The sequence below is a fragment of the Aquirufa nivalisilvae genome (assembly GCF_004307455.1).
Classification (GTDB): domain Bacteria; phylum Bacteroidota; class Bacteroidia; order Cytophagales; family Spirosomataceae; genus Aquirufa; species Aquirufa nivalisilvae.
Genome location: NZ_SEWX01000005.1, coordinates 602,975 through 626,629 on the forward strand (window position 1 = coordinate 602,975; position 23,655 = coordinate 626,629).

General features: G+C 37.1%; 18 protein-coding genes. 15 read left to right on the forward strand and 3 right to left on the reverse strand.

Annotation, left to right across the window (positions count from 1 at the left end; translation table 11 throughout):
• Nucleotides 1-6: 6 nt before the first annotated feature.
• From ccoS to EWU22_RS09535, 8 genes are read left to right on the forward strand one after another with little or no spacing between them, the layout of a single operon-like run.
• Nucleotides 7-159 carry a cbb3-type cytochrome oxidase assembly protein CcoS gene (gene ccoS / locus EWU22_RS09500; RefSeq protein ID WP_109323090.1) on the forward strand — a complete coding sequence of 51 codons (153 nt, stop codon included), beginning with the start codon at nucleotides 7-9 and terminating at the stop codon, nucleotides 157-159.
• Between the two features lie 17 nt (nucleotides 160-176).
• Nucleotides 177-2,306 carry a cytochrome-c oxidase, cbb3-type subunit I gene (ccoN, locus tag EWU22_RS09505; protein WP_130925337.1) on the forward strand — a complete coding sequence of 710 codons (2,130 nt, stop codon included), beginning with the start codon at nucleotides 177-179 and terminating at the stop codon, nucleotides 2,304-2,306.
• Nucleotides 2,307-2,310: 4 nt separating this feature from the next.
• Nucleotides 2,311-2,466: a CcoQ/FixQ family Cbb3-type cytochrome c oxidase assembly chaperone gene (locus EWU22_RS09510; RefSeq protein ID WP_109323092.1), complete on the forward strand. Its 156-nt coding sequence runs from the start codon at nucleotides 2,311-2,313 to the stop codon at nucleotides 2,464-2,466.
• 37 nt (nucleotides 2,467-2,503) lie between these two features.
• A complete protein-coding gene (locus EWU22_RS09515) occupies nucleotides 2,504-3,244 on the forward strand; it encodes a cbb3-type cytochrome c oxidase N-terminal domain-containing protein (protein ID WP_130925338.1) in 741 nt (246 codons plus the stop codon).
• 19 nt (nucleotides 3,245-3,263) lie between these two features.
• Complete coding sequence (locus EWU22_RS09520; protein WP_109323094.1) at nucleotides 3,264-3,476, forward strand: YgaP family membrane protein; 213 nt, start codon at nucleotides 3,264-3,266, stop codon at nucleotides 3,474-3,476.
• 35 nt (nucleotides 3,477-3,511) lie between these two features.
• The gene (ccoG, locus tag EWU22_RS09525; protein ID WP_109323095.1) at nucleotides 3,512-4,915 is read left to right on the forward strand and encodes a cytochrome c oxidase accessory protein CcoG; all 1,404 of its coding nucleotides are present in this window, start codon (nucleotides 3,512-3,514) and stop codon (nucleotides 4,913-4,915) included.
• Nucleotides 4,908-5,363, forward strand: a complete 456-nt coding sequence (locus EWU22_RS09530; RefSeq protein WP_130925339.1) for a FixH family protein — start codon at nucleotides 4,908-4,910, stop codon at nucleotides 5,361-5,363. The genes ccoG and EWU22_RS09530 overlap by 8 nt, the downstream gene beginning before the upstream one ends.
• Complete coding sequence (locus EWU22_RS09535) at nucleotides 5,363-6,070, forward strand: sulfite exporter TauE/SafE family protein (RefSeq protein ID WP_130925340.1); 708 nt, start codon at nucleotides 5,363-5,365, stop codon at nucleotides 6,068-6,070. The genes EWU22_RS09530 and EWU22_RS09535 overlap by 1 nt, the downstream gene beginning before the upstream one ends.
• On the opposite strand, the gene EWU22_RS09540 is transcribed toward EWU22_RS09535, so the two are convergent.
• From EWU22_RS09540 to EWU22_RS09550, 3 genes are read right to left on the reverse strand one after another with little or no spacing between them, the layout of a single operon-like run.
• The gene (locus EWU22_RS09540) at nucleotides 6,042-7,109 is read right to left on the reverse strand and encodes a response regulator (protein WP_231962871.1); all 1,068 of its coding nucleotides are present in this window, start codon (nucleotides 7,107-7,109) and stop codon (nucleotides 6,042-6,044) included. The two genes, EWU22_RS09535 and EWU22_RS09540, sit on opposite strands and share 29 nt — an antisense overlap.
• Nucleotides 7,099-8,322, reverse strand: a complete 1,224-nt coding sequence (locus tag EWU22_RS09545; RefSeq protein WP_130925341.1) for a PAS domain-containing sensor histidine kinase — start codon at nucleotides 8,320-8,322, stop codon at nucleotides 7,099-7,101. Before EWU22_RS09545 ends, EWU22_RS09540 begins: the two co-directional genes overlap by 11 nt.
• Nucleotides 8,323-8,375: 53 nt before the next feature.
• Nucleotides 8,376-10,565, reverse strand: coding sequence for a penicillin acylase family protein (locus EWU22_RS09550; protein WP_130925342.1), 2,190 nt, complete (start codon nucleotides 10,563-10,565; stop codon nucleotides 8,376-8,378).
• 184 nt (nucleotides 10,566-10,749) lie between these two features.
• On the opposite strand from EWU22_RS09550, the gene EWU22_RS09555 reads away from it, so the two are divergent.
• The 7 genes from EWU22_RS09555 to EWU22_RS09585 all read left to right on the forward strand — a co-directional run bounded on the left by EWU22_RS09555 (nucleotide 10,750) and on the right by EWU22_RS09585 (nucleotide 23,651).
• Complete coding sequence (locus EWU22_RS09555; protein WP_130925343.1) at nucleotides 10,750-14,139, forward strand: HEAT repeat domain-containing protein; 3,390 nt, start codon at nucleotides 10,750-10,752, stop codon at nucleotides 14,137-14,139.
• Nucleotides 14,140-14,168: 29 nt separating this feature from the next.
• Nucleotides 14,169-14,534: a hypothetical protein gene (locus EWU22_RS09560; protein ID WP_130925344.1), complete on the forward strand. Its 366-nt coding sequence runs from the start codon at nucleotides 14,169-14,171 to the stop codon at nucleotides 14,532-14,534.
• A gap of 146 nt (nucleotides 14,535-14,680) precedes the next feature.
• Nucleotides 14,681-16,279 (forward strand): SulP family inorganic anion transporter, encoded by a 1,599-nt coding sequence (locus EWU22_RS09565; protein ID WP_109325054.1) that lies wholly within the window; start codon nucleotides 14,681-14,683, stop codon nucleotides 16,277-16,279.
• Nucleotides 16,280-16,371: 92 nt separating this feature from the next.
• Nucleotides 16,372-18,876 (forward strand): YbcC family protein, encoded by a 2,505-nt coding sequence (locus tag EWU22_RS09570; RefSeq protein ID WP_130925345.1) that lies wholly within the window; start codon nucleotides 16,372-16,374, stop codon nucleotides 18,874-18,876.
• 4 nt (nucleotides 18,877-18,880) lie between these two features.
• Nucleotides 18,881-20,746 (forward strand): proton-conducting transporter transmembrane domain-containing protein, encoded by a 1,866-nt coding sequence (locus tag EWU22_RS09575; protein ID WP_130925346.1) that lies wholly within the window; start codon nucleotides 18,881-18,883, stop codon nucleotides 20,744-20,746.
• A 131-nt stretch (nucleotides 20,747-20,877) separates the two neighbouring features.
• The gene (locus EWU22_RS09580) at nucleotides 20,878-22,284 is read left to right on the forward strand and encodes a glycoside hydrolase family 30 protein (RefSeq protein WP_130925347.1); all 1,407 of its coding nucleotides are present in this window, start codon (nucleotides 20,878-20,880) and stop codon (nucleotides 22,282-22,284) included.
• Nucleotides 22,281-23,651 (forward strand): Gfo/Idh/MocA family protein, encoded by a 1,371-nt coding sequence (locus EWU22_RS09585; RefSeq protein WP_130925348.1) that lies wholly within the window; start codon nucleotides 22,281-22,283, stop codon nucleotides 23,649-23,651. The genes EWU22_RS09580 and EWU22_RS09585 overlap by 4 nt, the downstream gene beginning before the upstream one ends.
• Nucleotides 23,652-23,655 lie beyond the last annotated feature (4 nt).

Here is a 23,655-nt window from a genome sequence, read left to right on the forward strand (position 1 = left end):
AGTGCCATGGAAATAATGTACTTAATGATTTTTTTGAGTTTACTCATGGCCATCGGTTTCCTGTTAGCCTTTATTTGGTTTGTACGCTCAGGACAACAAGATGACCTCATTACTCCAGGCATGCGCATTCTTAATGATGATAAAAAGACTATTAATTAAACTCAATTTAAACGCTTATGAAGTCACAAACGACTACTTTGGATCAATTCTCGTACGACAATAAAACCGTTCGGAATTTCGCCATTGCAACCATTATCTGGGGTATTGTTGGAATGCTTGTTGGGGTCATCATTGCCTCGCAGTTGTTCGAACCTGCAATGAACGTCACTCAATACGGAACATTTGGTCGTATACGTCCACTGCATACTAATGCCGTGATTTTTGCTTTTGTGGGTAATGCCATCTTTGCAGGTGTGTATTATTCCCTTCAAAGGCTTTTAAAAGCACGTATGTTCAGTGATTTTCTTTCGTCGTTCCACTTTTGGGGTTGGCAATTAATCATTGTAGCTGCAGCTATCACATTACCATTAGGTATTACAACTTCTCACGAATATGCTGAATTGGAATGGCCTATTGATATTGCCATTACTTTGGTATGGGTAGCATTTGGTATCAATATGTTTGGTACGATCATCAAACGTAGAGAGCGTCACTTATATGTGGCTATTTGGTTTTACATTGCCACGTTTGTCACTGTAGCTGTTTTACACTTAACTAACTCGGTACAGTTACCAATTTCGCTATTCAAAAGTTATTATGTGTACGCTGGCGTTCAAGATGCTTTAATTCAGTGGTGGTATGGACATAATGCGGTTGCATTCTTCTTAACCACTCCATTCTTAGGTTTAATGTATTATTTCTTACCTAAAATGGCCAATCGTCCAGTGTATTCTTATCGTTTATCTATTTTACACTTTTGGGCTTTGATATTTATTTATATCTGGGCTGGTCCTCACCACTTACTTTACTCTAGCTTACCTGATTGGGCACAATCGTTAGGAGTAGTATTCTCTATTATGTTGATTGCACCATCTTGGGGTGGTATGATTAATGGTTTGTTAACCTTGCGTGGTGCTTGGGATCAAGTACGTGAAAATACGATCTTGAAATTTATGGTTGTGGGTATCACAACTTACGGTATGGCCACATTTGAAGGCCCTATGTTAAGTTTAAAGAATGTGAACGCTATTGCTCACTTTACGGACTGGATTGTAGCGCACGTTCACGTTGGAGCTTTAGGATGGAATGGTTTCTTAACTTTCGCAATCTTGTATTGGATGGTTCCACGTATATTCCAAACTACTTTATTTTCTGAAAAATTAGTAAAAACTCACTTCTGGATAGGTACTTTAGGAATTGCTTTCTATGCTATCCCGATGTATATCTCTGGTTTCACCCAAGGAATGATGTGGAAGCAGTTTACTCCAGAAGGAACACTGCAATATGGTAACTTCTTAGATACTACGTTGCAAATCATTCCAATGCACCAAATGCGTGCTTTGGGTGGAAGCTTGTACTTAGTAGGTGCTATATTAATGGCCTACAACTTATTTAAAACGATGGCTCAAGGTACACTTTTAGCTAACGAACCTGCTGAAGCTGCTCCACTTGAAGTTATTGTTTCTGAAAAAGAAGTAAAAGGCTTGCACTGGCATAGCTGGATTGAAAGAAGACCAATTCAATTATTGATTGGTTCTTTAATCATGATTTTGGTGGGTTCTTTAGTTGAATTAATTCCAACCTTTATGGTTAAATCCAATGTACCAACCATTGCAGCGGTACAACCATATACTTCTTTAGAATTAGAAGGACGTGATATTTATATCCGCGAGGGTTGTGTCAATTGTCACTCGCAATTAGTAAGACCATTCCGTAGTGAAACAGAGCGTTATGGTGAGTTTTCTAAATCAGGAGAGTTTGTTTACGATCACCCTTTCTTGTGGGGATCAAAAAGAACTGGACCAGATTTGCATCGTGAAGGAGGAAAATATCCCGATTCATGGCATTATCATCACATGCGTGAACCTTCATCAATGTCACCTGGATCCATCATGCCAGCTTACGATTGGTTGTATGAGCAAAGTTTAAATACATCTCAAACACAAGCAAAATTGAAAGCAATGAAGACATTGGGCGTTCCATATGATGACGTTCAAATCAAAAATGCTGTAAAAGACTTAGAGGCTCAATCGAAAGAAATTCAAGCTCGTTTAGCAGAAGAAAAAATCAAAGTAAGTTCAGATAAAGAGATTATCGCTTTGATTGCTTATTTACAAAGATTAGGTACAGACATTTCTAAAAAATAAGACCATGTTTAAGCAATTTATTTCCACGATACCAGGAGCTGATTCCTATATGATATTTTCATTATTGGTATTCTTAGTATTCTTTGTTTTGGTAGGCGTTTATTTGTTCTGGATGGATAAAAAACATTTAGACAAAATGCGAAAAATGCCTCTAGAATAGGTCTTAAAGATTTTTGATAACATTTATTCATAACAATATGTTTAATTCATTCACAGAAATTTGGTTAATCAGCTTGATACTTTTAACAAGCATTTTGGTATTAATCGTCACGATGCAGCTTTCTTCTGCACTAAAGAAATTAACCTTAGATCCAACTAAACAGGAGGAGGAAGTGTCCTTAAGTTGGTGGCAGAAATTTACTGGATTAAAGCCTTTAGAAAAGGAAAAAGATCTAGAAATGGAACATCAATACGATGGAATTGTGGAGTTAGATAATCCAACTCCACCTTGGTTTATGTATCTGTTTTATATTACAATCTTATTTGGTGTCGTTTATTTGTTCTATTACCACATAGCTCAAGATGGCAATACCCAAGAGACAGAATACAAAACAGAAGTAGCAATTGCTGAGAAAGCAAGAGACGAATACATGAAGAAATTCGCCAATTCAGTTAACGAGGATAATGTAAAGGCCCTAAGTGCTGCAAAAGATTTAACAGAGGGTTCTACTATTTATTCTACAAATTGTGTAGCTTGTCATGGTGATAAAGGTCAAGGTGGCGTAGGTCCAAATTTAACCGATGTGTATTGGTTACACGGTGGAAGTATTAAGGACTTATTCCATACCATCACGAATGGTGTACCGGAAAAAGGGATGATTGCCTGGAACAAAACATTGAATCCTATTCAAATTCAACAAGTTTCTTCCTACATTCTAACTTTGCAAGGAAGTAACCCTCCAGGGGCTAAAGAACCTCAAGGTACTGAGCAAAAATAGTAATCAAATCTCAACTTATATGAAACAGAATGTTGGACGTACAGATCGGATTGCGCGAATTGCTGCTGCAGTAGCGCTTGCCATCTTAACCTATGCTGGGATAATTCCTGAGAATTTATCCGTAGTAGTATATGTAGTTGCGGGCATTATTGCCTTAACAGGAATTGTTCGTTTTTGCCCCCTGTATAAACCTTTTGGTATAAGTACTTGTAGAGAAAAGGCTCCATTTTAAGTTAAAAAGGTCCGGAAACGGACCTTCTTTTTTATATGTCAAATATCAGTTTAGAAAATGATGATTATCGTAATCATCTATATAATCAAACCAAAGATGGTAAACGTCTTTGGATATACCCAGGTAGAATCATAGGTCGATTATATCGCCTAAGAACCTATTTCTCCTACCTATTGATGCTCTTGCTTTTTGGATTGCCTTGGGTAGAAAGAAAAGGTGAACCCGTATTTTTATTTAATGTCATTGAGCGGAAATTCATCTTTTTTGGTGTTCCTTTCTTTCCTCAAGATTTCCATTTAGTAGCTCTAGGCTTGGTTGCCTCCTTAATCTTCATCAGCTTATTCACCGTTTTGTTTGGTCGGGTATGGTGTGGATGGGCATGTCCGCAAACCATCTTCATGGAAATGTTATTTCGTAAAATAGAATATTGGATTGATGGAGATGATAAAGCTCAAAAAAGATTGGATGCCGCACCTTGGGATAGTAGTAAAATAATTAAACGAGTTAGTAAACATAGCTTATTCATTCTATTGTCATTCGCCATTTCAAATACCTTTTTGATGTATATCTTAGGTAAAAAGGAATGGATTAAATTGGTGACTGAACCTCCTTTAGAACATTTGGCAGGCTTATTTGCTATCCTATTATTTACTGGTACCTTTTATTTTGTCTTTGCGAGATTCCGGGAGTTAGTATGTATCGTGGTTTGTCCTTATGGTCGACTTCAAGGGGTTTTGCTAGATAATAATTCCATATTGGTTTCCTATGATCACCAACGAGGAGAGCCTAGAGGAAAGATACAAAAAGGCGTTGATCAGAGTCATCAAGGGGATTGCATTGATTGTCATTGGTGTGTACGAGTATGCCCAACAGGAATTGATATACGGAATGGTAGTAATCAACTGGAGTGCATTGGTTGTACATCTTGCATAGATGCTTGTGATGAAGTCATGGAAAAAATCAATAAGCCTAAAAACTTAATCCGTTATGATTCTGTCAATGGTATCAATGAAAAGAAAAAATTGAAATTTAATTTAAGAATTGGTGCATACAGCGGGGTGCTGGTATTATTAGTGGCAGCAATTGCCTTTTTATTACTCACGAGAAGTCCATGGGAAACTACATTATTAAGAACTCCTGGCATGACTTTCCAATTGGATGAAAAAAACAAAGAAGTGAGTAATTTGTACTCCATTGAGATTTTGAACAAATCGCTGGATTTGCAAAATTTAGAGTTTCAAATTGAGGCTCCCATGCGCATTCAATGGGTTGGAACACCACCAAATGGTATCGAACCTGGTAAAATGGTGAAGTCAGAATTTTTCATCAAAGCACCCATGGGTGCATGGAAAAGTAAAGACAAAGTTGAAATTCAAATCCTGAATAAAGAGGGTAAAAAAGAAACAATCAAAACTAGATTTATACAACCTGATGAGTAATACAGAAAAAAAATCGTTGAATTGGGGACATGCCATCATTGGTGTATTTATACTTTTTGGTGCATTTATGGCCTATTTTTATGTCAATATGACGCATGAAACCATCGAATTGGTTGGTGATCATTACTATGAAGATGGACAGAAATTTCAAAAGAAAATAGATCAAAGAAAGGAAACGGCCTTATTAGCTAAAAAGGTAGAACTACAGTTTAATTCCACGACTAAAGAAGTAAAATTAAACATACCCAATGGCTCGCATGATGTCAAAGTTAATTTCTTTCGTCCTTCATCTGCTGCGCAAGACAAGTCGTTTACATTGAAAAATCCAAGTGATAGCATCTGGACTATTCCTGGAGAATTCTTGTCGAAAGGTCCCTGGAAAATTAATATTGAATGGATGGTGGCAGATAAAAGCTATCTGGAAGATCATCGTATTATAGTTCCTTAATGCAAACTTGGTATCTCAGCTTTTTAATAGGTTTAGCAGGTAGCTGGCATTGTGTGGCTATGTGTGGCCCTATTATGCTTCATGTAAGGCAAAAGAACCAACAAGCCAATACCAGTACGATTATCTATCAAATAGGCCGAATTTTAACTTATTCTATTCTTGGCTTAGTTGTAGCCAGTATGGGCTCTATTTGGATATTCCCAACTTGGTGGCATTTTTATTACTTATTTGCAGGAATAGTTTTGGTTTTACTATCCAGTGGAAAACTTAAAGACAGTTCATTCGATTTTCTGTATCGTTGGATAGGAAAACCTTTACAAAAATCGGGGAGAGGAATGGGAATCATTGGCCATTTCTTTTTAGGTGTGGGAAATGGATTGTTACCCTGCGGTTTAGTGATTGGAGGACTTAGTTTAGCCTTAATTCAACCGAGTCCCATGTTGGGCGCCTGGACAATGTTTATATTTGGCTTAAGTACATTACCTGCCATCACCACGGCTATCTTAGGTTTTCGGTGGTTAGAAAACAAGCAAAAGAATTTAATGCAATACGTGAAGTACTTGAGCTGGGCTGTCGCTTTTTTGCTCTTGTTTCGGGGAGCATGGGGAATAGGAATGAGTCACTCGAATTACTTGAAGAATTCTCCACTAAGTCCTATTATTTGTCATCCATTTAGCTCTAATAGCGCAAATTTGCCAGTTTATTAACATCTAAGAGGGTCATTTCACTTCCTCTTATTTCCAATAAACCTTCTTTTTTAAAATCACTTAATGTTCGAATGACTGTCTCGGTAGCCGTACCCACACGAGAGGCTAAATCTTCTCGAGATAGGCGAATTACAACAGGCCCATTGACATCTTTCCCATAAGTCTTAGCTAACTCAACTAAAGCCATAGAAACCCTAATACGTAAAGATTGATAAGCCATGGAAACTAAGATTTTCTCATTTTTCATGAGATAACTTGTTAAGGCCTTTCTGAAATAAATCTCTAAATGAATATTTTGCTTAAGTAAATCTTTGAACTCATTGGAGGAAATACTTAAAATCACAGACTCCTCTAAAGCTTCTGCTGTTTCTCGATAAATTTGATTTTCAAGAATATCCACATAGCCAAAAAACTCACCTTCTTTGATGAATGAAGTAATAAAATACTTTCCTTCACGGTTAGTATGGTATGTTTTAATTTTACCTTTTTCTAAGAAAAACAAACGAGATGGACTATCGCCTTCCGTATATATACTTTGCTTTTTCTGCACATGATGTGTCCTTTTCTCTCCATCAAAATGGGTGAAATCAAGAAAATCTAAGGCTTTTTGAGCTAAAGAAACTTCAGTTTGTAATTCCGCATCTACAAACCCTTCTGTTCGCTGAAGTGATTTCTTTTTTAACCTAGTTTCAATAGAACGTAATAGTTCTACTTCTTGAAATGGCTTAGTCAAAAAATCATCAGCGCCCATCTCCATGCCTTTGCGCATATCCGAACGATCTGTTTTGGCCGTTAAGAAAATAAACGGAACTTTTGAAAGATATTCATGATTTGAAAATACCTGTAAAACACCAAAACCATCTAGGTGCGGCATCATGATATCACAAATCACTAAGTCTGGTAGATTTTGTTGAGCCATTCGAACCCCTTCAATACCATCAGCTGCAGTTTCTACCACATAACCTGATAATTCCAGCAATTCAGCCGTGTTCTCGCGGATATCATCACTGTCTTCAATAAGTAATATTTTATTCATCATGGTTTAATCTCGGTATTTCTATGGTAAGTTGAGTTCCTTGGTTCAATTCTGATTCTAATTTCAGTTGACCATTGATCAATTCCAAATATCGATCAATTAGATGTAATCCTAAACCTGTTCCAGGAATCACAGTAGCATTACTTCCTCTGAAAAATCGTTCAAATAAATGTTTTTTATCTTCCTCACTAATTCCAATTCCTTTATCACAGATCGTGATTTTTAAGATGTTATTTTCCTCTTTAACGATTAAATCAACGCTATCATTGGAAAATTTCAAGGCATTGGAAAGAGCATTCAATAAGATTTTTCTTAAAACAGATTCATCACTCACCCAGGTTTCGGGAGCATCAAAATCCAAGATAATTTTTTGATTGGTTTTTTTATACGGAATCAGATCTGCTTTAATTTCTAAAAACAAGGGTTCCAATTCAATCGTCGAAGCATGAATCTCAACATGCCCAGATTCTAGTTTTCCTACCGATAAAAATTCCTCTAAAATCATCGTTAAATGATTTACAGAAGCCTTTATACGTCGGATATGCTGTTCTCGTTTTTCTTGCTCTTCTGCTTTTTGATACTTCTCCAACAAAGTTGCAGAACTTAAAATAGAGGTAAGGGGAGTCCTAAACTCATGAGAAGCCATGGACACAAAACGTGTTTTTAAATCTCCTAACTCCTTTTCCTTTTGTAAGGCATTTTCTAATTCTAAGGTATTAGCTTCTAATTTCTCTAAGGTATTTTGTAATGCTTGCGTTCTTGCTTTTACTTCCTCTTCTAAGGTTTCATTCAATTGATTGATCTCCTGATTCTTCAAAATCAGCTCCATTTCTACCTTGCGTTTCAAGGTCACATCACTAATAAAAGCGATGTAAAACATTTGACCATCTTCTTTAAAATGGCTTAAACTAATTTCAACAGGAAAGAGAGATTCATCTTTTCTTTTAGCCTTCAAATCCAAACCAACGCCCATAGGCCGATCTTGTGGATGTTCGGCATATTTTGCTTGATGTCCATGATGCCGAGATCGCAAGTGATTGGGAATCAGTATATCAATATTCTTACCCTTTAATTCATTGGGGGCGTAACCAAATAGACGATCCGCAAAATTGTTTGTCATGATGACATTACTCGAAGAATCCGTCACCAGAATACCAATCGCTGCCTCATTGAAGATAGCTTCATATTGAAATCTGGAAACAATAGACTGAGACATATCCGCAAATTAATCCAACTAAATTACAACATTTGACTTCTTTTACAATTAATTTAAGGATGATATGCTGATTTCTGATGCTTCAATACATCTTCAAAATAAAAATGTACATCCTTGAATTTTCCTTCGGCATATTGCTGCCCTTGATCAAAAAAATGAGGTGAACGGACATCGCCACTTTGTCCACCTGCCAATAAAGATTTAGCTTTAATTTTTGGCCCAAATTCTACAGCACAAATAAAACTATTCCCATTCACCCCATACCATTTCTTGGTATTAGAAAAGGCCTTGCTATTATATGATGGTAACATACCCCAGGTAGAAGAAGCGAAAGGAACAGGGTAACTAGCCTGAGCATCATCAAAAGTCAATTCAACTTGATTTCCAATGCGTTGTAAGCGATTTAACTCTCCCCACGCTACTTGCCAGGTTCCCCAATTTTTATTCAAATCTTGCAAAACGATTTCTAAGACTTGACACATTTCTTCACCCTTACCTGATGCAATGTAGGCTACTATGCTTTGTATTAAGTCGATTTCTCCACCAAACATCTGTTTTCTTGGTATTTTCAAAAGCATTTTTTGGCCCCATTGAATGGCTAAGGTTTGAGCTACTGAATTTAACCTAGCATGGTAATCCCATCGTTTCAGCGTATCAATTGCCCCCTTGAAAGAAGCAGAGCTATTAGTCACATTTCTTGATTCTCCAGCCTTGACTAAAGCTGGAATCAGTAATTCAAAGGCGGTTAACTTGCGATTATAACCAAGATGAATCAACTCATCTAAGTTAAGTTTTTCGGCAGTAGAAAATAATCGAAAAGCATTTCTGTCTCGGAAGTTTTCTGCATCTGGAGCCATATACACTGGATATTTCGATTTTTGTGGGCTAGAAAAACCTGAAACCGTAAATGGGGTAGAATTGCAATTTTGAATCCAGCCACTAGCAGGGTCTATGGACTGCACAATTTCCTTCAATGGATGTAAACCCTTCCAATCCAGAGACGATTTTGTTCCATCTTGAACCAAGGACCAATCGATTTCAGGTTGTCTTTTAGGTACAAAATTACCATGCCAATAAGCTATTCGACCGTTTTTACCGGCATAAACCGTGTTGTTGGACGTATTAGCCCGCATGTTCATCACCGATTGAAATTCCTCAAAACTTCTGGTTTTGGTTCTAGCCCAACTTTGGATTAAACTTTTAATGGATCGATTATATGACTTCACTGAAATCCACTTTCCATTTCTTTCAGCCATGATAGGTCCACGGTGATTAAAATAAACTGGAATGGATTGAGCTGGCTGTCCTTTGGCTTGTAAAACAATGCGTTGCTCTTTTATTGGAAGCCATTTCCCATCTAAAAGATATTCTCTGCCTTGCTTCCCCTCACGGGTAGTTTCAGCATAATTATCTGCGACATCCACCTGACTAGAGGTATGCATCCAACCTCCAAATTGATTAAATCCTTGATATACGAAAAATTGACCCCAGGTTACAGCTCCGTATACATGTAATCCCTGTTCACTGTTTACATGCACTTCTGGTCGAAAATAAAAGGTAACATGTGGATTGATATAGAAAAGAGAATTTCCCGATCTTGATTTGGCAGGACCGACGGCAAAACCATTTGAACCTGTTAGATCAGCCTCTGGATCCAAAGGATTCTTTTTTATGTAACTTAATTTATTTCCTGATAAGCCGTAAAACTTGGCAACCTCCGCTTGATTGACACTTCCAGTGGAAATGGCTCCAATGCTTCCGTCCGTCCATAATAGGGGATACCATGGTTCAAAATGAGATAATAAGGCTGGTTTAACTTCTGGATGTTTGTACAAATAATAGTTTATACCATCTGCATAAGCTTGCAGTAATTTCTTTAACCAAATAGGACTTGTTTGATATTCTTGTTTCGCTTCTTCCTGACTGATTATCAAACGAATATATAAATCATTCGCTAATTCACTTGGACCAAAAACTTCGGCTTTACGGCCTAATTTCTCGATATAGTTCATCTCAACTCGCATAAAATCATCTTCACATTGGGCGTATAACAAGCCAAATACCGCATCAGCATCGGATTTGCCATAAATATGGGGAACCCCATATTCATCTCGAATAATTTTTACTCGTTTGGATTGGGCTTTCCATGCATTCAGTTGGTTAGGATTGATTTCTATGGCCTGACACAGATTGATTCCAAAGAAAATCAAAGAGAAGGAGAGGAGGATAATTCTAAATTTCATAGTGTTGATGTTAATCAAACAAAAATACATTTTTTTCATGGTCAGCCTGAATAAATTCCAGAACATACTCCAAATCTCCCAAGAGATTCCTTTTTTTCAAGATACGGGTATAAAATATGTGGCTTTGTCTTTTTATGTTTGTAATTCTGATTGAAAAATTTTGCTTTTGAAAACCATATTTACCATGAAATTAAAATTTCTTTATGCGCTTGGGCTAGTTTCCGCAATATCCTATTCTTGTAGTAATTCTTTGGAAAAAGATACTTACCGTGTCATTCTTGAGGATCAAGATAATTTGGCAGAAAAAGCTAAGACTGCCAAAGAAAAATTACCCATTAAAATTGCACCTGGTTTACAGATAACTCGATTTGCTTCTGATTCCTTAGCCCCAGATCCTGTTGGAATTGATATGGATGATAAAGGTGCGGTATACATTACTCGTACCAATCGTGGTAAATATTCGGAATTTGATATTCGTGGACATCGTGATTGGATGACAGAATCCATTGGTTTTCAGTCGGTCGCAGATAGAAAAGCATTTTTACATAAGACTTTTGCTTCAGAAAATTCTGCCAAAAACGATTGGTTACCAGATTTAAACAAAGATGGTATTCATGATGTGAATGACCTGAAAGTAGAAAAAGAAGAAATCTGGAAAATTGAAGACAAAAATGGAGATGGATTAGCTGATCAAGCTACACGAGTATTTAATGGATTTCACGAAGAGTATACCGACGTCGCTGGAGGGATTTTAATTCGTAAAAAAGATGCCTTTATAGCTGTTGGACCTGATTTATGGCGTTTAAATAACACGAAGAAAAATGGTTTATTAACTGAACCAGTATCAATTTCCACCGGTTATGGCGTTCATATTGGATTTGGAGGTCATGGTATGTCGGGGGTCATAGAAGGTCCAGACGGTAAAATTTATTGGCAAATTGGAGATATTGGAGCCAACATTACCGCTTTAGATGGCAAGCAGTACAAATATCCTAATTCAGGAGTAATTGTACGTTCAAATCCTGATGGAAGTAATTTTGAAGTATTTGCTTCTGGATTACGTAATACACATGAATTCGTATTTGATCACTATGGTAATTTAATTAGTTCTGACAATGATGGTGACCATCCAGGCGAAAGTGAGCGTTTAGTACATATTGTAGAAGGTTCAGATGCGGGTTGGAGATCCAACTGGCAATACGGTAAATATACCGATCCGGGAAATAATTTATACAAAGTATGGATGGATGAAAGATTGTATGTGCCTCGTTGGAAAGGACAAGCTGCATACATCATTCCTCCAATCAGAAACTACCATAATGGACCTACCGGAATGTTATTCAATCCGGGAACTGCCCTTGGTAAAAAATGGACCAATAAATTCTTTTTAGTGGAATTTGTAGGCAATCCTAATGCTTCCCACATTTGGTCATTTGATTTAAAACCTAAGGGTGCGACTTTTGATTTTAAATCTGAAGAAGATGTGGTTAGTGGGATTTTACCAACTGGTATGCGCTTTGGACCAGATGGTGCTTTGTATGCTGCCGACTGGGTAAATGGCTGGGATGTGAAACACTATGGCCGAGTTTGGAAAATTGATGTAGATGCTAAAAACAATGATTTAGATAAAGAAAGAGCAGAAACTAAGCGTTTAATTCAATTGGATTATGAGAAGCAACATGCTAACACTTTGTATGATTTATTATTCTATAACGACTTACGTGTACGCATGAAAGCCCAATTTGAGTTAGCTAAAAGAGGCAATGCTTCGGTAGCAATATTTCAAAAAGCCATTCAACAAAAAGAAAATCAATTGGCTCGAATTCATGGAATATGGGGAATGGGACAGCTTGGTACCACAGATGTTAAAGTGGGAGCCTTGTTAGGTGAACAATTACAAGATCAAGATGAGGAAATCGTAGCTCAAGCAGCAAAAGTTTTGGGTGACATTTTTAATAAAGATCATGAAGGTCGATTGATTCAATTAATTGATTCCAAAAATCCACGGGTAAGCTTCTTTGCTTGTCAAGCAGTAGGACGAATCAAATCGGAAAATGCCATTCCTAGTTTATTAAAGGTCATTGAAAAAAATAACGATGAGGATCATTATATCCGCCATGCTGCAGTTTTAGCATTAGCTAGAATTGGAAAAGAAGAACCTTTGGTGGCCTTGGCAAGTTCATCAAATACTGCCTTAAAAACAGCAGCAGTGTTAGTATTACGTCGTTTATCTAGTCCAAAAGTCGCTTTATTTTTACAAGACTCCGATGAATATATTGCTACAGAAGCGGCCAGAGCTATCAATGACGATGAATCTATTCCTGCAGCACTACCTGCTTTAGCAGCCGCATTAAACAATAAAGCTTGGAAAGGAGAACCATTATTACGTAGAGCTATCAACGCTTGTTTACGTGTTGGTACTAGCAAAGAAATCGATGCCTTAATTCAATTCAGTGAGAGAAATGATATATCTGATGTCATTCGTGCAGAGGCTATTGCTACCTTAGGTTCATGGGCTAACCCATCTGTGTTAGATCGTGTAGATGGTCGTCATAGAGGCACATTACAAAGAAATCCAGCCGATGTGGTGGGTCGTATTTATCCTAAGATTGCTACTTTTCTAAGAAGTACTAATCCTGAAGTTCTGATTGCCACAGCGAAATTATTATCGGAATTAAAAATGACGGATTTCAAGAGTGAGCAGACTCAAATTTTCTTGAATCATGTGAATGCGAAAGTGAGAGCAGCTCATTTAAGTTCCTTAGTAGCCTTGAAAGATGCCAATTTGTCCTTAATTATTCAGAAAGGAATGAACGATGCCGATAGGAGTGTTAGAGGAGCTTCTCTTGGTTTCTTAGATAAAGTGGATTTATCTAAAGCTCAATTGCCGAATGTAGTAAATCCTATCATAGAAAAGGGGAGCGTTGTTGAGCAACAGCAATTATTACAAAGTATTGGTAAAATGCCTGTCGATAATACAGAAGATGTTTTGGCTGATTTAATTCAACGCATGATAGGGAATAAATTATCCAATGATATTCGATTAGATTTAGTGGAAGCAGTAGAGGCTACTAACTCTCAAAGATTAATTGCCAAATTAGATGCCTTGAAAACAAAAGGTACGCTGACAGATGAATTTAAAGATGCCATGTTTGGTGGAAGTATTCAAGCTGGAAATGCCATTTTCTACAGAAATCAAACAGTTCAATGCGTTCGCTGTCACAATGCTGGTGGAGAGGGAGGGATTGTTGGACCTTCTTTAAAAGGTATTGGCCGTCGTTTAAGTAGAGAGCAAATTTTACAAGCTTTAATTGAGCCAAGTGAGCGAATTGCGCCAGGTTATGGCACTATTAATTTGAAATTAACAGATGGTCAAGAAGTTAGTGGAACGGTTATTTCTGAAACGGAAAGTATGATTCAGTTGAAAACATCAGAAGCTGAGCCTTTGAAAATTGCAATATCTCGTATCAAGTCTAGAGAGAATTTCCCATCCAGTATGCCACCTATGGGAAGCCTAATGTCTAAGAGAGAAATTAGGGATGTCGTAGAATTTTTATCATCTTTAAGAAATTAAATATACATTTGTACCTTTCGCAGGTTTTTATGAATATCAACCGTCACTTCTTATTATTTATCAGTATCTTCTTCTTCATGGTTACGGCCTCGATGAAGCAAGTTATTGGTATACATCAAGAAAGTACAATTGATAGCCATTTTAAGGTTAAAGAAACGGAGCAAAAAGAGCTTAGTTTTTTTAACCTTTTATTTGAAGAAGACCGAGATAATACGGAAGAGGATGAAGAATCTTCTAGTCTGGAATTCCACTTTCTCGATTTCAACTTACCTAACCATTTTTCATTCAATGATCCCTATTCTGGGGCATTAATTTCGACAGCTATTCCTTCCATGAAGGCAAATAGCGATTCTACAAATCCATTTTTCATACTGTTTAGGAATATTAGAGTCTAGGAATAATCGAATAGATTATCCTTTATTTAATTCGCCTAATTGGATCCTATCCAAATTTTACCACCGCACATTGATTTTTCTTTCTAAAATTGTCAGTCAATTTTATAGTATTAGGAGAAATGAATGCGCTAACATGAAAAATGAAAATGAAAAATGTAACGTCTCAAATCCCTAAAGATGGAATAGCTGGCTTGAAAGAAAATTTCAGTGCTGATGCTGTTTCTGGTTTTATTGTATTTTTATTAGCCTTGCCTTTAAGTTTAGGGATTGCTAAAGCTTCTGAATTCCCTCCATTGATGGGATTATTAACTGCCATCATTGGCGGTATTCTTGTCAGTTTATTTTCCGGTTCTAGATTAACTATTAAAGGTCCAGCAGCTGGACTTATTGTCATTATTGTAGGCGCTGTTGCCGATTTTGGTGGGGGAGAGCAAGGGTGGCATTATGCCTTAGGTGCTATTGTAGTTGCGGGTATTGTACAAATACTATTTGGCGTATTTAAACTGGGTAAGTTAGTTGATTTCTTCCCGCTTTCAGCTGTTCATGGCATGTTGGCTGCTATTGGCTTAATCATTATTTTCAAGCAGATTCCTGTTTTATTGAATGTAAACCCAATTTTAGCTAAAGGAAAAAGTCCATTTGAATTAGCTGCATCTATTCCTCAGTTTGTGATGAATTTAGATCGAAACGGAGCCATCGTCGGTATCTTAAGTTTTATCATCATGATGACTTGGCAAAAGATTCCTGTCAACTTTTTACGCAAAATCCCTGCTGCTTTAATTGTATTGTGTATCGCTATTCCAGCAGAGATATTTTTAGATTTCAAGCATACTGAACCAGCTTCTGCTTTAGTAAAAATTGGTAGTTTGATTGACAACATTCATGTCAATGTGGACTTTGCTGGGTTTGCCAATAAAATGGTATTTATCAAATATGTGGTCATGTTTGCTTTGGTTGGCTCATTAGAGTCATTGTTGACCGTTAAGGCCATTGACATGCAGGATCCATTCAAGCGTAAATCGAATCCTAACAAGGATTTAATTGCAGTGGGTATTGGAAATACCTTAGCAGGGATATTAGGTGGTTTACCTATGATTTCAGAAGTAGCTCGTAGTTCTGCGAATGTCAACAATGGCGCAAAAACACGCTGGGCAAATTTTTTCCACGGTTTCTTCATTTTGGTATTTGTGGTATTTGCAGCTCCAGTCATTGAACTTATTCCCAATGCAGCATTAGCAGCAATGTTAGTTTCAGTAGGTATCAAACTAGCGCATCCAAAAGAATTCATCCATATTTTTAATATTGGTAAAGGTCAGTTGGCTATATTCTTGGTAACTATTTTCTTTACCTTGTATGAAGATTTGTTAATTGGTATTGCGGCTGGTATGTTAGTCAAGATTCTAATACATATTTTGAATGGTGCACCTATTTCCAGTTTCTTTAAATCCAATGTTGCGGTATCATTTAATGATGATCAATATTTAGTTGAAGTATCTAAAGCGGCCGTATTTACTAATTATATGGGATTAAAAGCTAAATTGGATGCCATTCCACAAGGAATGCATGTAACAATGGACTTTAGTAATACGCATTTAGTAGATCATTCCGTGATGGAAAACTTGCATCATTTTGAGGCAGATTATATTTCGGCAGGAGGTACATTTACCATCATCGGATTTGATGAGCATATTTTACTTTCTGAACACAAATTGGCAGCTAGAAAAAAGAAACAAGCAATTTCTTAATTTCATTTTGAGATTCACATCTCATTCCGCCTACATTTTTCATTCATTCCCATGAGAATATTAATTCTCATGGGAATAATAAATTGAGGAAGATGACTTCAACACATAAGGTATTTCATGTAGAGCATGTACTACACGAATTAAAACATTATTTACCCGCACAGGCTCCATTAATGGATTTTGTGCATCATAATACGTTGCATGCCTTCCAACATTTACCATTTCATGAGGCATTAAGAAAGGCACAAACTACACTTGGCTACCAAGTATACCTGAGCGTAGATCAGTTTCGTGAACTTTATCATGCTAAACGAATCAATGACGATATTTTAAATAATGTCATTGAAAAGAAAAAAGGTGCAAAAAAAACAACTCAGTGGAAATACAAATTATTGCACCAAGAGCTGGATGGCTTACCTAACCCTAGAATCGGTGCTTTAAGAGGTCAATGGAAAAAGGTGTTCAATATCGATTTAGATTCAATGGTTCATCCCAATCTATTTCGTTTGATTTCCAGTTATTTAGATCAAGGTATTTCCATTTGGCACTTTCCTATTGAGAATAAAAGTTTTTTAGAAGCCATTAAGGAGCTTGAAAGAAAAAGTTGGGTTAGTTTATTTAAGGGGAAAAGAGCTAAAAAAATGCTCTTAGATGAACATACCACCTTAGAAGACTTATTAACTATTTTAGTTGGTTCACATCCTCATTTGTTTGAGCAATACCTTTTTGATCAGCAATTTGCTCATCAAGGATGGTCAGGAATGGTTTCTACCGTAGAAGATTTACCACAAACATTGCTCGATCGTAGACAAATTAGTCTGCATGATTTAATCATGTTAGAATGTCTATTGGAAATTGATACCATTGATTATCTGTTATCGAGTGGGTGGAACGGTTTAGGAAATACCTTAGAAAATCAACTACCATCTTTATTAGACCCCATCGAGCATTCTGAGGTCATGGAAATTCTATCCATTTTCCAAGAAGCGTTTGAATGGACGTATTATGATCAGGTTTTAGCTGGAATTCAGCAAGAATCAAAAATTCCAAAAAGGACTGGCAATAAGAGCTTTCAGGGATTATTTTGTATTGATGACCGCGAGTGTTCATTCCGCAGATATTTAGAATCTCTTGATCCTCAGTGTGATACCTATGGTACTCCTGGATTCTTTAGTGTAGAATTCTTTTATCAACCTATAGGAGGTAAATTCTATTCCAAGCTTTGTCCTGCACCCGTTACACCCAAATTCTTAATCAAAGAAATTGGGGATGAAAAGAAAAGAGAAACAGAGCTACATTTCTCCAAACACAGCCATAATTTTTATACAGGCTGGATTATTTCTCAAACTTTAGGTTTTTGGTCTGCTCTGAAATTGTTTGGAAATATTTTTAAACCTAGTATGAGTCCAGCTACAGCCTCATCCTTGCGTCACATGGATAAGTTTTCCCAATTACAGGTGGATTACGATGCTTTGTTCCAGCAAGAAAATGGTTTACAAATTGGCTTTAAGATTGAAGAAATGGCCAATCGAGTAGAAGGAATGCTCAAAAGTATTGGCTTGGTGGATAATTTCGCTCCCATCGTATATGCAGTAGGTCATGGTGCCAGTTCTGTCAATAATCCTCATTATGCTGCCTATGATTGTGGAGCATGTTCTGGTAGAGCAGGTTCAGTGAATGCACGTGTAGTAAGCAAAATGGCCAATAAACCAGAAGTTCGAGCTATTTTAAAAGAAAGAGGCATTGACATTCCAGATTCAACCATTTTTGTGGGGGGATTACATGATACTACGCGCGACGAAGTCGTTTTTTATGATGATGAAATTAAAGATCCTATTTATCAAAAATTACATGAGCAACATGTAAAGGTATTTGAAAAAGCGCTTGACTTAAATGCCAAAGAACGTTCTAGACGGTTTGAGTCGATCAATACGCAACTGAGCCCGAAGGAAATTCATGAAAAGATCCGCCTACGCTCTGTATCGCTATTTGAGCCTCGTCCTGAATTAAATCATGCGACTAATGCCTTGTGTTTGGTTGGCCGTAGAGAGCTTTCTAAAGGTATTTTCTTAGATAGGAGATCTTTCTTAAACTCGTTTGATTATCGGGTAGATCCAGAGGGAAATTATTTATTAAACATTTTAAAAGCTGCCGCACCCGTTTGTGGTGGAATTAATTTAGAATATTATTTCTCCCGCGTGGACAGCGAAAAATTGGGTGCTGGAACCAAATTACCCCATAATGTCATGGGATTGTTTGGAGTTGCCAATGGCATTGATGGGGATTTACGTCCTGGTTTACCTTCCCAAATGACAGAAGTTCATGATCCTATTCGATTATTACTTATCGTTGAACACTTCCCAGATGTTGTGTTAAGAACCATCCAAAAATCTCCTGAGACTTATGAATGGTTTATCAATGATTGGGTCATCTTAGCTTCCGTCAATCCAGAAACAAAAGAAGTCCAAATATTCGAAAAAGGGCAATTCTATCCTTATCAGCCGATCAATAAACAATTAGATCATATTCGTGAAATCGAAAGCTTATTGGAAAGTAATCAAGAGAATTTCCCCGTGTATTTAATCCAACAAGACTAATACCATGCAAAATTACCTTCCCATATTTATTTTAATTCCTCTGGCAGGTTTTTTGATAAGCTTAGTCTTACCTAAAAACGACGAGAGTAAAATATCCTATACAGCTTTTGGTACTCTAGGAGTACAATTGCTTATAGCTACATTATTTGTTGCCAACTGGATATTTTTAGGTGCTCCAGAATGGCAAATGACAAGTTGGATTCTGTTTAAAAACAGTGATTATGTATTTCAACTTGATTTTCTATTTGATTATATCACCAGCGTATATCTTCTGGTAGGAGCTATTTTAACCTTTTTGGTTACTCTGTATTCCCGATATTACTTACACCGTGAACCTGGATATAAGCGCTTTTTTAATACCACGCTTTTCTTTTATTTAGGATATAGCATCACCATTTTGGCTGGGAATATGGAAACCTTGTTCGTCGGTTGGGAGATGCTTGGTATTTCATCCTTTTTATTAATTTCCTTTTATCGGGAGCGCTATTTACCCGTTAAAAATGCGGTGAAAGTCTTTTCTATCTATCGAATAGGCGACGTAGGGATCATTTTAGCCATGTGGGCGAGCCACCATTTATGGCATCAAAACATTACTTTTTCGCAATTAAACAATGCCGAATTGGTCCATGAACATTTGCAAACGCATAGCTTTATAGGTGTTTTTATTTCCTTGATGCTTCTCGTTTCTGCCAGTGCGAAATCAGCCCAATTACCATTTTCATCTTGGCTTCCCAGAGCCATGGAAGGCCCAACTCCTTCAAGTGCCATTTTTTATGGGTCTTTGTCGGTACATATCGGAGTCTTTTTAATGTTGAGAACATTTCCTTTTTGGGAACATCAAATTTCCATTCGTATTCTCATTGCAGCCATGGGATTGATTACTGCCGTGATTGCCACAGGAATAGCTCGGGTACAATCATCCGTGAAAAGTCAGATTGCCTATTCTTCCATAGCTCAAATTGGATTGATTTTCATTGAGATATCGCTTGGATTTGAAAAATTAGCCCTGTTTCACTTTGCAGGAAATGCATTTTTGAGAACTTACCAATTGTTGGTTTCTCCATCCGTAGTTAGTTATTTGATTCGGGAACAATTTTATCATTTTGAACCAAAAGATAAGACTGTGGAAGATTCCTTTCCAGATAAAATCCAAAATACGTTGTATTTACTATGCTTGAAAGAATGGAATTTAGACTCCATCATGTATCAATATTTATGGAATCCCATGAAATGGGCAGGAAACAAGCTTAATTTCTTGACTGTCAAAAGGTTAATTGGAATTTTTGTTCCCATATTAGTAGGCATTTTTATTGTCAAAGAAGGAAATTACTTCAACAATGACTGGACTCTTTACATGCCAGTTATACTAGGGTCTATTGGATTAATATTTGTTTTGAAATCTTTCACGCAAAGAAGAAGTCTGCGCTTAAGCTGGATTTTGGTTATCATTAACCACATTACCATCGCTTTAGCCATTTCATTCAATGAAAGTTATGATAGCAAAGAAACGTGGATCTATTTAAGCGGTATACTCATTGCGGGTTTGGTTGGATACGCTTGTATCATGCGATTATTCCGACTTGAAGGTAAAATACTCTTGAATCGTTTTCATGGCCTCTCTGCAGATCATCCTAAAATAGCCTTGGTGTTTCTATTGGCTTGTTTAGGTTTGACAGGATTTCCTATTACACCTACATTTATTGGAGAAGATGTTATTTTCTCACACATTCATGAAGACCAATTTGCTTTAGCGGCAGTGGTTTCACTGAGTTTCATACTGGATGGACTTTCCATTATGCGGATTTATGCCCGAATATTTATGGGACCTAATTCTAAAACGCATACTGAATTTTCTAACCGATATTTTTAACAAAACCCAATACAATCCGTGTTTGCAAGCGAGCCCCCAAAGGGTTCGCTTTTTTTTTGAAAAATAGCAAGATAGAATTGAACAATTTCAAAATATGAATATCTTTAAGTTTACAAACAAATTCATAATTTATGAAGGTTCTAAAAGCAAATCCAAAGTACATTTGGATGCTTTTTATTTTGTTAACCCCTTTGAGCTTATTTGGACAATCCATTGAATCTTGGATTTCACTTCCAAAGAGCAAGCAGATGTTCCAAAAAATGCCAAATCTAGCCTGGGACACAAGTAATAACAGAAATCAAACAGAACCAATCAAATTAAATCTTACCACTTTCGATCAAACTATCGATGGATTTGGATATACCTTAACAGGTGGAAGTGCCCATTTAATTCAGGCCCTAAATAAGGCCAAGAAGAAAGAGCTCTTAGAGGAACTCTTTGGAAATAAGTCAGGGCAATTAAATTTGTCCGTCCTACGAATTAGTATTGGCTCTTCAGATATGGATGAAAAGGTATTTTCATATGATGATGTGCCAACTGGTAAAGAAGATTATTCCCTTCAACTGTTTAGTTTACAAGAAGAACAAAAAGCACTTATTCCTCTCTTAAAAGAGATTCTGACCCTCAATCCCCAAATAAAACTAATTGCTACTCCCTGGAGTCCGCCAACTTGGATGAAAGATAATCAGGACTCTAAAGGAGGTAAATTACTTCTCAAGTACTACGATGTTTATGCTCGGTATTTCGTCAGATACATTCAAGAGATGAAAAAATTAGGCATTACTATTCATGCTATTACTCCACAAAATGAACCGCTTCATCCTGGTAACAACCCCAGTTTGCTGATGACGGCAGAAGATCAATTGGTGTTTATTCGAGATTATTTGGGGCCTCAGTTTCAGAAAAACAGCATTTCTACAAAAATCATTTGTTACGATCATAATTGCGATAAAACCGAGTATCCCATTACCATTTTAAATGACCCAAAAGCGAGACAGTATATCGATGGATCAGCTTTTCATTTATACAACGGAGATATTAGTGCATTAGCACAAGTAAGGACAAAGCATCCAGATAAAAACCTCTATTTCACAGAACAATGGACAGGAGTGAAAGGTGATTTTTATGGAGATTTTATGTGGCATATAAAAAACGTGGTCATTGGCGCTTTGAATCAAGGTGCTAAAACAGCTTTAGAATGGAATTTAGCGAATGACAAAAACTTAGGGCCTCATAGCCCTGGAGGATGTACGGAATGTTTGGGAGCAATTACCATCGACAAAGGAATCCAACGCAATGTGGCATATTACATTATGGCACAAGCTTCCTCATTTATCCCTGCAGGTTCTAAACGAATTAAAATTAACTTATTAGCCCATTTACCCATGGTTGCCATTCTTAGACCCGATAAGAAAATCTGTTTATTGGTTCAAAATGAAGGTCCTGAAAAACAAAAATTACCCATTCAATACCTAAATAAAACGGTAGACCTAGATATTCCAGGTTCTTCTGTTTCAACTTTTTTACTCAAGCTATGAAAACATTCAACATTAATCGAAGACATTTTTTAAAAGGTGCCACGGCCAGTTTGGCCATGTCTCAATTCGGTGCTTATGGACTTGATTTGATTCATCCTGACAAACCATTACGTGTGGCCTTGATTGGAACAGGTTGGTATGGAAAGAGTGACCTATTCCGACTTATCCAAGTAGTGCCTGTCGAAGTGATAGCCCTATGTGATGTCGATAAAAACCAATTAAACCAAGCTGGTAAATTGGTGAGTGAACGTCAAAAGTCTGGTAAAGTACCCCGTCTTTATGGTGATTATCGGAATCTTTTAAGCGAAAATGAATTGGATATTGTTTTGATTGGAAGCCCAGACCATTGGCATCCATTACAAATGATTGAGGCGGTCAAAGCAGGAGCGAATGTCTATGTTCAAAAACCAATTTCGGTGGATGTATTGGAAGGAGAGGCCATGGTAGCTGCCGCAAGAAAATATGGTAAAGTCGTCCAAGTAGGTACACAAAGAAAAAGTACTCCTCATTTAATTCACGCTAAAAAAGAAATCATTGATAAAGGTCTTTTAGGAAAAGTTGCCCACGTGGAAATGTACTGTTATTATCACATGAGAAATAATGGTAATCCGCCAGTTCAAGCTGTTCCAGACTATTTTGATTATGAGATGTGGACTGGACCAGCCCCTATGAGACCATATGATGGAAGTCCACATATCCGTTGGTGGAGAACATTCAAGGAATATGGCAATGGCATTATGGGCGACATGTGTATCCACATGTTTGATACTGCCCGCTGGATGCTCGATTTAGGCTGGCCAAAGCGCATCAGTTCACAAGGAGGTATTTATGTTCAAAAAGAGGGGAAATCCAATATTTCTGATACTCAATCTGCGGTTTTTGAATACGATGGCCTAAACTGCGTTTGGCAACACCGTACTTGGGGAACACCCAATGATCCTGAATATCCTTGGGGATTAACCATTTATGGAGAAAAAGGTACGCTACGTGCCAGCACCATGAAATATGATTTTACCCCAGTAGACTCCAAGCAAAAAAGCCTGCACATGGATGTGGTTTACGAAAAAGAAAAATATCCAGAAGATTTAACAGAAGAGCGAATCGAGCTTAATGCAGCTCCGGCTACGCGTTTGCATATGTTGGATTTCTTAGCAGCCATTGATAAAAAATCCAAGCCAATCGCTGATATTGGAGAGGGACATATTTCTACAGCTAGTTGCCTGTTAGCTAATGTTTCCATGGACTTAGGTGGAAGACCTTTAATTTATGACCCAAGTGCCAAAATCATTGTTAATGATCCTCAGGCTACTGCTTTATTGGCCAGACCATATCGTGGACCATGGAACAGAAACATGTTAAAATCATAAATTA